Annotated in this window: 14 protein-coding genes; 12 read left to right on the top strand and 2 right to left on the bottom strand. The window is 59.1% G+C overall.

The features are described 5' to 3' along the window. Window positions 1–37: 37 nt before the first annotated feature. Window positions 38–1,438 carry an LLM class flavin-dependent oxidoreductase gene (locus AOC04_RS06750; protein WP_060691764.1) on the bottom strand — a complete coding sequence of 467 codons (1,401 nt, stop codon included), beginning with the start codon at window positions 1,436–1,438 and terminating at the stop codon, window positions 38–40. A 432-nt stretch (window positions 1,439–1,870) separates the two neighbouring features. Between AOC04_RS06750 and AOC04_RS06745 the strand changes: the two genes are divergently transcribed. The 8 genes from AOC04_RS06745 to gltS all read left to right on the top strand — a co-directional run bounded on the left by AOC04_RS06745 (window position 1,871) and on the right by gltS (window position 9,490). Continuing rightward, a complete protein-coding gene (locus tag AOC04_RS06745) occupies window positions 1,871–3,097 on the top strand; it encodes an acyl-CoA dehydrogenase family protein (protein WP_060691761.1) in 1,227 nt (408 codons plus the stop codon). 174 nt (window positions 3,098–3,271) lie between these two features. Beyond that, the gene (locus AOC04_RS06740) at window positions 3,272–4,036 is read left to right on the top strand and encodes a COG4705 family protein (protein WP_060691759.1); all 765 of its coding nucleotides are present in this window, start codon (window positions 3,272–3,274) and stop codon (window positions 4,034–4,036) included. 29 nt (window positions 4,037–4,065) lie between these two features. Further along, window positions 4,066–4,494, top strand: a complete 429-nt coding sequence (locus tag AOC04_RS06735) for a hypothetical protein (RefSeq protein ID WP_060691757.1) — start codon at window positions 4,066–4,068, stop codon at window positions 4,492–4,494. A gap of 80 nt (window positions 4,495–4,574) precedes the next feature. Next, complete coding sequence (locus AOC04_RS06730; protein ID WP_060691756.1) at window positions 4,575–5,240, top strand: response regulator transcription factor; 666 nt, start codon at window positions 4,575–4,577, stop codon at window positions 5,238–5,240. Beyond that, complete coding sequence (locus AOC04_RS06725; protein WP_060691754.1) at window positions 5,216–6,568, top strand: ATP-binding protein; 1,353 nt, start codon at window positions 5,216–5,218, stop codon at window positions 6,566–6,568. Before AOC04_RS06730 ends, AOC04_RS06725 begins: the two co-directional genes overlap by 25 nt. A gap of 49 nt (window positions 6,569–6,617) precedes the next feature. After that, entirely contained in the window at window positions 6,618–7,058 is a 441-nt protein-coding gene (locus tag AOC04_RS06720; RefSeq protein WP_060691752.1) for an EamA family transporter, read from the top strand. A gap of 259 nt (window positions 7,059–7,317) precedes the next feature. After that, window positions 7,318–7,857: a DUF1523 family protein gene (locus AOC04_RS06715; RefSeq protein WP_060691750.1), complete on the top strand. Its 540-nt coding sequence runs from the start codon at window positions 7,318–7,320 to the stop codon at window positions 7,855–7,857. 424 nt (window positions 7,858–8,281) lie between these two features. After that, complete coding sequence (gene gltS, locus AOC04_RS06710; RefSeq protein WP_060691748.1) at window positions 8,282–9,490, top strand: sodium/glutamate symporter; 1,209 nt, start codon at window positions 8,282–8,284, stop codon at window positions 9,488–9,490. 777 nt (window positions 9,491–10,267) lie between these two features. Here gltS and AOC04_RS06705 read toward each other — a convergent pair. Then, window positions 10,268–11,134, bottom strand: coding sequence for a LysR family transcriptional regulator (locus tag AOC04_RS06705; protein WP_060691745.1), 867 nt, complete (start codon window positions 11,132–11,134; stop codon window positions 10,268–10,270). Between the two features lie 107 nt (window positions 11,135–11,241). On the opposite strand from AOC04_RS06705, the gene AOC04_RS06700 reads away from it, so the two are divergent. From AOC04_RS06700 to glcE, 4 genes are all read left to right on the top strand, one after another. Then, on the top strand, window positions 11,242–11,655 hold the full coding sequence (locus AOC04_RS06700; RefSeq protein WP_060691742.1) for a VOC family protein: 414 nt from the start codon (window positions 11,242–11,244) through the stop codon (window positions 11,653–11,655). 48 nt (window positions 11,656–11,703) lie between these two features. Next, window positions 11,704–11,886: a hypothetical protein gene (locus tag AOC04_RS23745; RefSeq protein WP_073508758.1), complete on the top strand. Its 183-nt coding sequence runs from the start codon at window positions 11,704–11,706 to the stop codon at window positions 11,884–11,886. A gap of 177 nt (window positions 11,887–12,063) precedes the next feature. Further along, a complete protein-coding gene (gene glcD, locus AOC04_RS06695) occupies window positions 12,064–13,563 on the top strand; it encodes a glycolate oxidase subunit GlcD (RefSeq protein ID WP_060691740.1) in 1,500 nt (499 codons plus the stop codon). Beyond that, on the top strand, window positions 13,563–14,627 hold the full coding sequence (gene glcE, locus AOC04_RS06690; protein ID WP_060691737.1) for a glycolate oxidase subunit GlcE: 1,065 nt from the start codon (window positions 13,563–13,565) through the stop codon (window positions 14,625–14,627). The genes glcD and glcE overlap by 1 nt, the downstream gene beginning before the upstream one ends. Window positions 14,628–14,630 lie beyond the last annotated feature (3 nt).

The raw sequence follows: 14,630 nt of genomic DNA, 5'->3' as shown, positions 1-14,630 counted from the left end.
GATCTGCTGCTGATCCTGTGGTGTCCAGCGCTGGGGCTCAGGCGCGCTCTTTTTGTTGCGCGCGATTCAATTCGCCAAGGTTGCGGTACGCCGCACCCGGATGCCCGTCGGCCAGGCGCGGGCCTTCGCCAAACAGCTTCTCGCGCAAGGTGCCCGTGGCGTACTCCTTCTTGTACACACCGCGTTTTTGCAACTCCGGGACCAGCAACTCCACAGCGTCGATAAAGGTTTCGTGGGTCACCGCGTAGGCCAGGTTGAAGCCGTCGACTCCGGTTTCCTCGACCCATTCTTCAAGCAGGTCGGCTACGGTTTCAGGGCCGCCGACGAACAGCGGACCAAAGCCGCCGATACCGACCCAGTCGGCCAGCGCGTTGGGGGTCCAGATGGTGTTCGGATCAGCTGTCGAGAAGGTTTCCACCGCTGATTTGATCGCATTGGTGGGCACGTTTTTAAGCGGATCATCAGGCTTGAACTGGCTGAAATCGATGCCGGTCCAGCCCGAGATCAAGGCCATCGCGCCTTCGTAGCTGACATAGCTTTTGTATTCTTCAAACTTGGCTTTGGCCAGCGCATCGGTTTCACCGAGGATGACCGTCTGCAGGTTGAAGATCAGAATTTTTGCCGGATCACGGCCCGCCTCGGCTGCACGCCGACGAATATCGCTGACGGTTTTCTTCAGCAAGACCTTGGACGGCGCGGCGACAAATACGCACTCCGCCTGCTCGGCGGCGAACTGACGGCCGCGACTCGAAGCGCCGGCCTGATACAGCAGCGGCGTGCGCTGTGGCGAGGGTTCGCACAAGTGAATCCCCGGCACCTGGAAGTGTTTGCCGACATGGCGGATTTCATGAATCTTGCTCGGGTCGCTGAATACCCGCCGTTCGCGATCGCGCAAGATGGCACCCTCCTCCCAGCTGCCCTCCCACAGCTTGTAGCAAACCTCGAGGTACTCCTCGGCATAGTCGTAGCGCGCATCGTGTTCGGTCAGGGCTTGCTGGCCGATGTTCTTGGCGCCGCTTTCCAGATAGGAGGTCACTATGTTCCAGCCGGCACGGCCCTTGGTCAGGTGGTCCAGGGTCGACAGGCGCCGGGCGAACGGATAGGGATGCTCGAACGACAGTGAGGCGGTCAGGCCGAACCCCAGGTGCTCGGTCACCAGAGCCATCGGCGGGATCAGCTGCAACGGATCATTGACCGGCACCTGCGCGCCCTGGCGGATAGCCGCATCACCGTTGCCGCGGTAAACGTCATAGATGCCCAGCACATCGGCGATAAACAGCCCGTCGAACTTGCCACGCTCGAGGATTTTCGCCAGATCGGTCCAGTATTCGAGGTCCTTGTACTGCCACGAACGGTCTCGGGGATGCGCCCACAGGCCGGGCGACTGGTGGCCGACACAGTTCATGTCAAAAGCGTTGAGACGGATTTCGCGGGACATCGGGTTACTCCTGGAACTGCGGCGTTGCAACGCCGTTAAGACAATGAAAATCACCAGGAGGCTATTGCACAGGGCGTGCCGGTTTTTAATACCCTTAGAAAATCACTGTTATCCGGGCAACTGTTGCCCCGGCAACACCTGCCTTGTAGTCGCTGACGAGGCACGAGGCTGCGATCGCCTGCGAAGCAGTCGCAAACCTGGGCACTCAATGGATCTGGTAAACCTGGTGCCAGGGTCAACGACAGCTTCGCTGCCGCACGCAGCCTCGTCAGCGGCCACAGGTTTGGGCTGTGCGATTTGCGTACAGGTTGTGGCAGCGCTGTTGGCTGGCGGGCAGTTCGCTATGCACATACCGTGTTTTTAAAGGCCCGGGCAAACGGCACAGACTATGCAATCCCCCTGGCAGGAATCATTTTCTTCAGGAGTACTGCCATGACCACCTCACCTCTGTCCGTAGGCACCGACTACGAAACCCTGGCCAATCGCTTCCGCCCGCTGTTTCGGCAAATCGCCGCCGGCAACGTCGAGCGCGAACAGGGCCGTGACCTGCCCCGTGAATCCATCCAGATACTCAAGCAGGCCGGTTTTGGCGCGGTACGGGTACCGGTCGAGTACGGCGGCGCCGGTGCTTCGGTGACCCAGTTGTTTGAGCTGCTGATCGAGCTGGCCGAAGCTGACTCCAATATCCCTCAAGCACTGCGTGCCCACTTTGCCTTTGTCGAAGATCGTCTCAATGCACCGCCAGGTCCGGCCCGGGATGCCTGGTTCGCACGTTTCGTGGCAGGCGAGCTGGTGGGTAATGGCTGGACTGAAGTGGGCTCGGTCAAGCTGGGCGAAGTCATCACCAAAGTCAGCCCGCAGGCCGCCGGCTTTGTGCTTAACGGCGCCAAGTACTACAGCACCGGCAGTATCTTCGCCGACTGGATTGATGTGTATGCCCGGCGCTCGGATAACGGCGCTGATGTTATCGCCGTAGTGGATGCCCGCCACCCCGGCGTCACCCACAGCGATGACTGGGACGGTTTTGGCCAGCGCACCACCGGCAGCGGCACCTCGGTGTATGTCGACGTGCCGTTGACCGCCGAACACGTGATCCCCTTCGAAACCCGCTTCAAGTACCAGACCGCCTTTTACCAGCTGGTACTCCTGGCCGTGCTGGCCGGAATCGGCCGTGCGATAGAACGCGATGTGACGCAAGAGATACGCGAGCGCAAACGGGTGTTCAGCCATGGCAATGCCGACACTGCCCGGGGTGACGCGCAAATCCAGCAGGTGGTGGGGCAGATATCCGCCCAGGTGTACGCTGCCGAAGCCGCGACCCTGCGCTGCGCCTTGCCGCTGCAGCGGGCTTATGTCGCGCGGTTTGGCAATGATGAAGCGCTCGAGCGCCAGGCCAATATCGATGCTGAAATCGAAACAGCAAAGGCTCAGGTGGTGATCTCAGAGCTGATTCTGCGAGCGGCCAGCGACCTGTTCAATGCCTTGGGCGCCTCGGGTGTCAGCGTCAGCAAGTCCCTGGACCGTCACTGGCGCAACGCCCGCACCGCCGCTTCGCACAACCCGTGGATCTACAAGGCACGGATTGTCGGCGACTGGAAAATCAACGGGACCGAGCCGCTGTATGTGTGGCAGATCGGTAATAACCTGAAGGCCGGATAACTCCTTCCTCGACTGTAGGAGCGAGCTTGTCTCGCGATCTTTTCAACCCGGCAACGAAGAGCTCGCGAGCCAGCTCGCTCCTACAGGGTTAGTTGTTGCTCAGTCAGCGCTAAGTTTTGTCTCGTACCTTGTGCCCTGCGCCAACCGCGGCGCCATACAGCACAGGTGATTCAGATGAATGCCACAGCAGCCCGTTGGCTGAGCAAAGTGCCCGAGGTGACGCTGTCATTCTGGGTGATCAAGATAATGTCCACCACCGTTGGCGAAACCGGCGCCGATTATCTCGCCGTGGATGCCGGCTTTGGCGCCACCTGGACCAGCATCGGCATGGCCGCTCTGCTGGGTATCGCATTGTTCTTCCAATTGCGCACCAAGGCCTACACCCCCTGGATTTACTGGTTGACCGTGGTTCTGGTGAGCATTACAGGAACCCAGATCACCGATATTCTCACCGATCAGCTGGATGTCAGCCTGTACACCAGTACCGCGCTGTTTTCAGTGTTACTGGCGGCCAACTTTGCGCTCTGGTACCGCACGGAACACAGCCTGTCGATTCGCGACATCGTCACTCCCCGGCGCGAGATTTTTTACTGGGCAACGGTGCTCTGCACCTTTGCCCTCGGTACGGCTGCAGGCGATCTGGCGACCGAAGCCCTGGGCCTGGGCTTCACCCTTGGCGCGGTGATCTTCGCAGCGCTGATCGCCGCCACCCTGATGGCCTGGCGCATGGGTGCCAATGCAGTACCGACCTTCTGGATCGCCTACATTCTGACCCGGCCATTCGGCGCCTCTCTGGGCGATTTGCTGACCCAGGCCAAGACCTACGGCGGCCTGGGCCTGGGTGCCACCTGGACCAGCGCCATGTTCCTCTGCGTGATCGTGCTGCTGGTGGCTGCCGCGCAAATCAGTGTCGACAACCGCAAAGCTGTCACTCAATAAGCCCTTACCCGTCAATCAAGGACATCCGTATGCAACCGGTTAAAAACTTCATCCGTCACACCGCCATTATTTCGGCTATTTTTTTACTGGGCATCGCCACCGGCTGCTCAAAAACGGCTGACAAACCCGCTAATGTCGCACCGGGTTCAGCCAGCACTCAGGGCCATGCGGCCTCGAAACTGGGTGATCTGTCCGAGTTTCGCAGCATCGCCGCAGACGTTGCCGCACACGTCGACAACAATGATCTACCCGGCGCCAAAACCCGGATCAAGGATCTCGAAACCAGCTGGGATTCCGCCGAGGCCGGCATCAAGCCACGCGCAGCAGGTGACTGGCATGTGCTGGACAAGGCAATTGACCACGCACTGGATGCCTTGCGCGCCAGCACCCCGAACCCTGGCGACTGCAAGGCGGCCATGGATAATCTGCTTAAGGCCTTTGATTCGATGCGCGGCTAACACGGACAAACCGCTGCGCAGGTGCTTCAATACAGACGCGACGGCCATGACCGTTGCGTCTGTATTTTCTGGAGCCGGACATGCGCATATTGCTGGTCGAAGATGATTCCATGATTGGTGATGCAATCCAGGGCGTACTCACCGATGCCAGCTATGCCGCCGACTGGGTGCAGGACGGCCTGAGTGCCCTGAGTGCGCTGGACACCCAACACTACGACCTGGTGCTGCTGGATCTGGGCCTGCCCGGCAAGGACGGACTGCAAGTACTGAGCCGTATCCGGGCGCGCAACAACCCGGTGCCCCTGCTCATCATTACCGCCAGGGACAGTCTCGATGACCGCCTGCGCGGTCTGGACGGCGGCGCCGATGACTATCTGCTAAAGCCTTTCGACATGGCCGAACTGCTGGCACGAATGCGTGCCGTACTGCGCCGCAAGGGCGGTAACGCTCTGCCCTTGCTGAGTAACGGTGTGGTATCGCTGGATCTGCTGTCCAAAGAGGCCAGCACCGGGGAGCAAACTGCAATCGCCCTGACCAGCCGGGAATTCGCCCTGCTGCAAGCATTATTGATTCATCCCGGGGCGATCCTTTCTCGCAGCGAGCTTGAAGACCGTCTCTACGGCTGGGGCAATGAGGTGGAAAGCAATGCCGTCGAGTTTTTGATTCACGCCTTGCGCCGCAAGTTGGGAAGCCAAGTGATCAAGAACGTCAGGGGAATGGGATGGATGGTTTCAAAAAACGTTTGAGCGAGTCGGTTCAGCTCAGATTATCGGTTGCCCTGTCGCTGGCGATTTTATTGGTGGCGGTGCTCGCCGGTATTTTTGCCTTCGTATCAGCTTTCGACGAAGCCCATGAGCTTCAGGACGATACCTTGCATCAGGTGGCAGTCCTGTTCGATCGCCAGCAGATGACCTTGCAGTACCCCGAAGGCCAGCGCATCGAGGGTGATGACGAAGAGTCCCGACTGATCATTCAATACCTGGCCGATGGCAAAAATGCCACGGGCAACACTGATGAGGTTATCCCGTTGCCTTTACCCACTGATCTGGTCGATGGCCTGTCGACGCTGCAGATCGGTGGCGAAGCCTTTCGGGTACTGGTCAGGACTACTGTCCATGGCGAGCGCATTGCCGTGGCTCAGGAAGTCAGTGCCCGTGACAAGGACGCCCGGGAGAGTGCTTGGCGCAGTTTGTTGCCATTTTTGATTTTATTTCCGGTCCTGCTGCTGGTGATCGGCGACCTGGTGCGCAAGCTGTTTCGCCCCATCGCCAGCCTTGCCGCAGAAGTCGACCGACGTGCCGAGCAGGAACTGTACCCGGTTGACGAACAGCATCTGCCCACTGAAATCCGCCCGTTTGTGGTAGCCATCAATCGCTTGCTGGGGCGGGTGGCGCAGTCTGTGGACAGCCAGCGCCGCTTCGTCGCAGATGCTGCCCATGAACTGCGCTCACCCACGACCGCACTGTCACTGCAAGCCGAACGACTGGCTACGGCAGACATGTCGGCCGCGGCCCGTGAACGTCTGCTGGCGTTGTCCCGGGGCATTGAGCGCAGCAGAAAACTGATCGACCAACTCTTGAGCCTGGCCGCCGCGCAATCTGCTGCGCAGCGTCCACAGGCCACCGTTTCAGTGCACGACATCTATCGACAAGTACTGGAAGACTTACTGCCGCTGGCCGAGCGCAAACATCTGGACATCGGGGTTGAAGGTGAGGACGTGCAGGTCCTGATTAACCCGATGGACGGCTTCACCCTGGTTAAAAACCTGGTGGATAACGCGATCCGCTACAGCCCCGAGGGCGGAAAAATCGATCTCTGGGTGACGCTTGAGCAAGGCACTGCCCGCCTGCAGATCAAGGATTGCGGCCCGGGCATCAGTGTTGACGAATACGCCCGGGTGTTTGATCCGTTCTATCGCTGCCTGGGCTCAGGCGAGACGGGATCTGGCCTGGGACTTTCAATCGTCAGGGAAATCGCGCAGCGCAGTGGCGCCCGGGTTGAATTGGGGTTTGCGGATGAGATCAATAAAACCGGCCTGTGCGTTTCGGTCTGGGTGAACACCGCCACGCATTGAAAGCTGGCGTATGCTCAGCCTTCCTCCTTCCCTCACACAGGCTGACCCGATGGGCTCGTCTTTCTTTTCATCCTGGACCTTCTGGGCACTGCTCTCTGCGGTGTTCGCCGCCATGACCGCCATTTTTGGAAAAATCGGCATCACCGGGATCAATTCCGACTTCGCTACGTTTATCCGGACCATCGTGGTCCTGGTGAGCCTGGGGTTGATCGTGTATGCCACCGGCCAATATCAGTCACTGGGCTCAATCTCGACCCGCAGCTATGTGTTTTTAGTGCTGTCCGGCCTGGCCACGGGAGCTTCCTGGCTCTGCTATTACCGCGCCCTGCAACTGGGCCAGGCATCCCTGGTCGCGCCCGTGGACAAACTCAGCGTGGTGATTGTGGCGGTACTGGGCGTGACCCTGCTGGGCGAAAAGCTCGATCTGCGACAATGGGCGGGTATTAGTCTGATCACCGCCGGTGTGGTGCTGCTGGCGTGGCGCCGATAACCCCATGAGGGCCCGTCCGGAAACGCGCTCGATACCAGGTAAACTGAAACAAATTATGTAGGAGCTATGCGCCGAACTTGTAGTCGATGCCGCAGACTGCGATAAGAGCCGGCGCAAATCCGGGTTTAATCACTCAGTTTTCCTGCAGGATCGTTCACAGTCTTTGCCGGCCTCTACAAAGGCCGATCAAACAGGGTTCATGGCGCACTGCATTTAATCAACGGCAATCGAGAATCAACACTATGTACAGGGTTATTGCATGAAGTGGCTCAAGGGAATAATTCTGGGTACAGCACTGCTGGCAGTGGGCGCTGTCGCATTGGGGCTGTTCTACTTTTTACCGCAACACGATGTGGTGATGGTCACGGGGGTTGAAGTCAAACGGGTCGACCACAATGGCGTCATCAATGCTGAAAACCCGGCGGATGGCCCGACCCGTGATGTGTATTTCATTAATACCGAGAGCCCTGATACCAAAAATGTCATGGTCTATCGCAACGAGGACACGGGCTGGTCTTTCCCCTGGTACTTCAAGTTCGACTCGGCCGACATCCAGGCCAAGGCCCAGGGTTACTCCCGTGATCCAGAGCAACTGGCACTGATCCGATATTACGGGTGGCGCATCAAAATACTGTCGGTGTTCCCGAATATCACTGCGATTGAGTCCACCAACAGCCGCGCTGAACCCTTCCCCTGGTTCAATACCCTGTTCTTGAGTTTTTTGGCGTTGGGATTGATTTTCATTGCGGTGTTTGTAAAGCGTCGTTTAAAGCACCGCCATCAGGTACCGGCATCCTGATTTTTTATAATTTGCACATAAGACACCTCCTAAAAATACGCTTTAAATATATAGCCACTAACTTCAAACACCCTCACTTCTCGAATATGGCCCCCAGCCGGGGGCCAGTTAATACCCTGTTTTAGACACGACCACCTCAGGCGTTGCAACGACTGTAACCGCCTCCATTTACGGGTATTAAATCCGATGCGTGGTTATTGATTTTGCTTAGGGACAAACTACATTTTCCTCATGGAAACATTTTGTTTGACTTAAGTTAAGTCACAACTAGTCTCACTCCACTATTATCGCGCGCTTCAATTTACCAGGCAGGCCAGTGATGGCGGCTTGAATCTCTATATCAATCAGGGCTGAGGCCACTCAGTCCGCTCTGCAAGCATGGCCAGGGACTGTCTGCTTGTGAACGAATAATAGGAATGCCTCGATGTTTCAGCTTGATTTTTATGGAACGCTTGTGGCTGCCTCTTTGGTGCTGTTACTGGGACGCGGACTCGTGTCTCGTGTCGGATTTTTGCGTACCTACAATATTCCCGAACCCGTTGCAGGCGGCCTGGTGGTTGCTCTGTTACTTCTGGTCCTGCGTCTGTTCGACATTAAAGTGCAATTTGATACGTCGTTGCAGATGCCCCTGATGTTGGCTTTTTTCGCCACGATCGGCCTGAATGCCGATTTCGCCAGCCTGAAAAAAGGCGGACGCGTTGTAGGCATTTTCCTGCTGGTGGTGGGAGGACTTCTGATCGTCCAGAACGCCATGGGGATCGGCCTCGCAACGGCTTTGGGGCTCGACCCCCTGATGGGCCTGCTGACCGGCTCCGTGACCTTGTCCGGCGGCCACGGTACCGGGGCTGCATGGGGTGCGACATTCAGTGAAAAATACGGCCTGGCTTCTGCTTCGGAACTGGCCATGGCCTCTGCAACCTTCGGTCTGGTGCTGGGTGGCCTGATTGGCGGCCCGGTTGCGCGCCTGCTGATCAAGCGCGTCAAGACCCCCGGTCTTGGCCATGAAGAGGTGCAGTTGCCAAAGGGCTTTGAGCAACCCAACGAAGAACGTTCGATAACCCCGTTTTCGTTTATCGAAACCCTGGCGCTGATCTCCGTCAGCCTGCTGGCAGGTTCCCTGCTCAGTGGCCTGCTGCTGGGTACCGCATTAGAGCTACCGACCTTCGTCTGCGTGTTGTTCGTGGGCGTGATATTGCGCAACGGCCTTTCGGCGCTGGGTCTGTATCAAGTGTTCGAGCGTGAAGTCTCGGTCCTGGGCAACGTCAGCCTGTCGCTGTTCCTGGCCATCGCCTTGATGTCGCTCAAACTCTGGGATCTGGCCGCCCTGGCGTTGCCTATTTTCATCCTGCTGTTGGCACAGACCCTGGTCATGGCCCTGTATGCCATTTTCGTGACCTTCAGGGTCATGGGCAGCAACTACGATGCCGCAGTACTGGCGGCAGGCCATTGTGGTTTCGGACTGGGTGCCACACCTACCGCCATCGCCAACATGCAAGCGGTGACACAGCGCTACGGACCTTCGCAACTCGCGTTCCTGGTTGTGCCAATGGTGGGGGCGTTCTTCATCGACATCATCAACGTCATTGTGATCAAGTTGTACCTGTTGCTGCCGTTCCTCGGCGCCGGCGCCTGATACAAAAACACCGGGCCTGCACTGTCAGTGCCCGGACCGCCCGGCCACCGCGACACCAGGCTCGCGGCTTAAACAAATCAACCTTTTAGCGATCGACAGTTGTTACACTCGATCGCCACTTTAACCCCCCTCTACCCGCCGTTTTAGCAACTTGGCGCAACGGCGCAAGTAGTATCCGCTTTATTAATAAACCGGGACTTCAATAATGCCAGCCGACCCGAAAATACAGATGTTTTATAACCGCTGGTTAATGTCGCATTACACCGTGCTGAGTGTTGCCGATTAATATCCGTACCGCGCCTTAAAAACATCCAACTCTTACATTTTAAGACTTGTCTTACATACCAATACATCGTTCCCCTTTACTGTGCGTGGCCAGCAGGAATGTCGTTAAGGCATTCGTGCATATTCACTAAGTCACGTAGAGAGCAGTATGTATAAAACGACTCATCATGGGTGGATCTGGGCTTACCGAAAACTTCGCCGTCATCATTGCTCCCGCATCACCTCCTGCTACAAGGCAACCTTGTATCTCGTATGCGGTGACACCGGGCATGTCAAAAGTGAAAACAGATGGGCCAAGATTCGCCTCTCACGCATGCCGAAAAAGAAAATGGAAATCTTCAGCCAGTGAACCGGGACGCCGGCTGCGGGATTTATTCCCCGGGCGACACCAGAATCGAGCAAGCTCCCTTGCTGCACCATCGCCGCTCACTGCTTGACACGGCTTCCTGAAAACCGCTCAACCCGCCAGGCGCACTGCTGTTTATAGAGCATTTACCCGACGATACGCGGGGTAAGTGCCTGCACCAGCGCAGCGATCATTTGCGGGCGTTCGGTCTGTACCCGCGTGACCAGCACGATCTCCCGGTCATAACCCGTCCCGACCGGGGTCAAGGTGAAATTGTCACTCAGACTATCCAGCCCGGACCACGACGGCACCAGGCTCACCCCTACGTCGTCGGCCACCAACATGGCAATGGCCTCAAGCCCGTCCAGGTCGAACAGTGAGGTCGGCGCCAGGCCGGTATCGTTCAGGTAGCGCTCGGCGTGGCGCCCGCCCCATGAACTGGGGTCATAGCGGATGTACGCCTGAGTTTGCAGCGCCCGGGCGATGCTGCCGGCTGGCGGATGCCGCGACAGCAGCACCAGGCTTTCGCTATGCAGCGACACGCTGCGCAATAACTTTGGCAATTCGAACGGCGGAGCCACCAGGATCGCGGCGTCCAGTTCATCGGCTTGCAGTGCCTGGTACAGCGAACGGGAAGTACCTGGCTCAATCGCGGGCTTGATACCCGGGGCCAGCCGGGTCAATTCTAGCAAGGCTCTGGGCAGGAGCCCCGTGAGCATGGTCGAAATCGCACCGATTCGCAGGGTACCGGTCAGACCGTCCAGATCGGCATCACCGGCCAGCAAGCTCACCTCCCGGACGATCCGCCGTGCCCGTGGTAACAGCGCCAGGCACGCCGGATTGGGCATGGCCGCATGACCGGCACGCGACAACAGGGCAAATCCGAGCTGACGCTCCAGCGCCTGTATCCGCTGGCTGACTGCTGCAGCCGTTAGCCCCTCGCTGCGCGCCGCATCGGCGATAGAGCCACAATCGATGACCATGATCAGGCTCTTGAGGTAACGGCTATCCATAAGAATCCCTTTCGAATACAGATAAAATTACATGCTATCTCTATCGAACCAAAAGCAACACTCTGGCGGCAGCTGGCAATCGGCATTGATCACCGAGGAGACCCCCCATGCAGGCACTGTTTCATTTGGCTTACCACGTTCGCGACCTCAAGCAGGCACGATATTTCTACTGCGACCTGCTCGGATGTGAAGAGGGGCGCAGTACCGACACCTGGCTGGATGTGAGCTTCTACGGGCACCAGTTGTCGTTGCACTTGGGAGAGCCATTTACCGTGACCAACACCGGCAAGGTCGGCGACCACTGGGTGCCCATGCCGCACCTGGGGATCATTCTACCAATGCCCGACTGGCAAGCCCTGGCCGAACACCTGCAGTCTCGCGCCATCGAGTTCGTGCTGGCGCCGACCAGACGCTTCGTAGGTGAACCGGGCGAGCAGGCAACGATGTTCTTTCTCGACCCCTCGGGCAACCCGATAGAGATCAAGGGTTTCACCGACAGCAACAGTCTTTACTCGAAATAACGGCCCCCAGCCTCGGCGATCAACCCTTTGACGGAGCGGCATATCCCTTTGACCATAGTGACCCACACCACCGACGAGCCGGCCCTGTTCGGCGCCATGGCTGCTGTCGTTGCCCATCGCCAGCAAGGCGAGCTGCTGCATTTGCCAAGCGAATTCGCCCCGCAGCTGGGGCCACCCGGAACAAGGCTCGCGGACAAACCGGCCCCATCCCTTGCTGAGCGCGTTCCTTGAGGCGGCCGGGCGAAATCAGCAACCGGCTGAATAATATGACTATTAAATTCGAATTTTAAAAAACCGCTACCCCCGACGCACAACACATGGACAGCAGGCCCCCTGGAGCCAATGATGAAGGCAACTGTTCCCGTGAACAGACCTCTAATAAAAACAACCTGGGGTCCTTGGTCGCCGATGAATATTCTCTACGACGAACGCGTTGACGGTTATCTGCCTGCCGTCGATAAAGGTTCGCTGCTACAGGCTCTGCAACAACGCTTGCCCGATCTGGACATCCTCCATCAGGAAGAAGATCTGAAGCCTTACGAGTGCGACGGCCTGTCGGCCTACCGCACCACACCGATGCTGGTGGCGTTACCCAGCACCCTCGAACAGGTACAAGGCCTGCTCCAACTCTGCCATGAACGCCGGGTGCCGGTGGTCGCACGGGGTGCCGGTACCGGGCTTTCCGGGGGGGCATTGCCGCTGGAGAAAGGCGTGCTACTGGTGATGGCGCGCTTGAACCGCATTCTGCATATCGACCCTGCCGCCCGCAGCGCACGGGTTCAGCCCGGTGTGCGCAACCTGGCAATCTCCCAGGCGGCCGCCCCTTTTGGTTTGTATTACGCGCCGGACCCTTCTTCCCAGATCGCCTGCTCCATCGGCGGCAATGTGGCCGAGAACGCCGGTGGCGTGCATTGCCTGAAATACGGACTGACCGTGCACAACCTGCTCAAGGTCGAGATTCTGACCGTCGAGGGAGAACACCTGACCCTGGGTTCGGATGCCCTCGACTCACCGGGTTTCGACCTGCTGGCGCTCTTCACCGGCTCCGAAGGCATGCTCGGGATCATCACTGAGGTCACGGTCAAACTGCTGCCCAAACCGCAAGTTGCCAAAGTACTGCTGGCAGCTTTCGACTGCGTGGAAAAAGCCGGGCGTGCAGTGGCCGACATCATTGCCGAGGGCATCATTCCCGGCGGCCTTGAGATGATGGACAACCTGGCGATCCGAGCCGCTGAGGATTTCATTCATGCCGGCTACCCGGTAGACGCCGAGGCCATTCTGTTGTGCGAGCTGGACGGCGTCGAAGCCGATGTGCATGACGATTGCGTACGGGTGCGGCGGGTCCTGGAACTGGCCGGTGCTACCGAAGTACGCCAGGCCCGGGACGAGGCCGAACGGGTGCGCTTCTGGGCCGGACGCAAAAACGCCTTTCCGGCCGTGGGCCGGTTGTCGCCGGACTATTACTGCATGGACGGCACCATCCCCCGCCGCGCGTTACCCGGCGTGCTCAAGAGGATCGCCGAGTTGGCCGACGAATACGGGCTGCGGGTCGCCAACGTGTTTCACGCCGGTGACGGCAACATGCACCCGCTGATTCTGTTCGATGCCAATCAGCCCGGCGAACTGGACCGCGCCGAAGCCCTGGGCGGCAAGATCCTCGAGCTGTGCGTCAAGGTGGGTGGCAGCATCACCGGCGAACACGGGGTCGGGCGCGAAAAAATCAACCAGATGTGTGCCCAGTTCAACAGCGATGAGTTGACCCTGTTCCATGGGGTCAAGGCCGCATTCGACCCGGGCGGGCTGCTCAACCCCGGCAAAAATATCCCTACCCTGCATCGCTGCGCCGAGTTCGGAGCCATGCATGTGCACATGGGCCAGTTGCCCTTCCCTGAACTGGAGCGTTTTTAATGGAGACTGAACACAATGTCGATGACAGCCAGGCGCTGCTGGAGCAGGTCAACCGGGCGCTGGCCAATGCCACCCCGCTGCTGATCCAGGGGTCCAACAGCAAGGCCTTTCTCGGGCGTGCGGTGGCCGGGGAAGTCCTCGACACCCGGGGGCACCGTGGCATCGTCAGTTACGACCCCACCGAGCTGGTGATCACCGCCCGCGCCGGCACCCCGCTGGCTGAATTGTCCGCAACCCTGGCCGCAGCCGGGCAAATGCTGCCCTGCGAGCCACCCTCCTTCAGCCCGGCAGCAACAGTCGGCGGCATGGTCGCGGCCGGGCTGTCCGGCCCGCGTCGGCCCTGGTCCGGTTCAGTGCGCGACTTCGTGCTCGGTACCCGGGTAATCAGCGGTCTGGGCAAGCACCTGCGCTTTGGCGGCGAAGTGATGAAGAATGTCGCCGGTTACGATCTGTCGCGCTTGCTGGCAGGCAGTTACGGCTGCCTTGGGCTGCTGACGGAAGTGTCATTGAAGGTGCTGCCAGTGCCCCGTCGCTGTTTGAGCATTTCCCTGGAGATGGACCGCGCCCGGGCATTGAGCAATCTCGCCCAATGGGGCCAGCAGCCGCTGCCCATCAGCGCCGCCTGCCATGACGGCCAGCGTTTGCATTTGCGCCTGGAAGGTGGCGAAGGCTCGGTGACCGGGGCCCATGACCGTCTCGGCGGCGAAGCGCTCGACCCCGGCTTCTGGGCCGAACTGAATGAACAGCAACTGGCCTTTTTCGACGTCGGCCAGCCGCTGTGGCGCCTTTCAGTGCCCAATAATACGGGCGTGCTCGACCTGCCCGGCGAGCAGTTGATCGATTGGTCCGGCGCCCAGCGCTGGCTCAAATCCGACGCCGATGCAGAGGTCATTCGCGCCCTGGCCCGAACGGTGGGCGGCCATGCCACCTGTTATAGCCACGGCCTCATCGACAGCCCCTTTCAACCCTTGCCCGCTGCGCTGCTGCGCTATCACCGCCAGCTCAAGGCGCAACTGGACCCGCAAGGGATCTTCAACCCGGGCCGTATGTACGCGGAGCTTTGAACC

Origin of the sequence: Pseudomonas versuta, from assembly GCF_001294575.1 — a bacterium.
Classification (GTDB): domain Bacteria; phylum Pseudomonadota; class Gammaproteobacteria; order Pseudomonadales; family Pseudomonadaceae; genus Aquipseudomonas; species Aquipseudomonas versuta.
The sequence above is the reverse complement of the archived record's forward strand: the minus strand, read 5'-3'. Positions and strand labels throughout refer to the sequence as shown.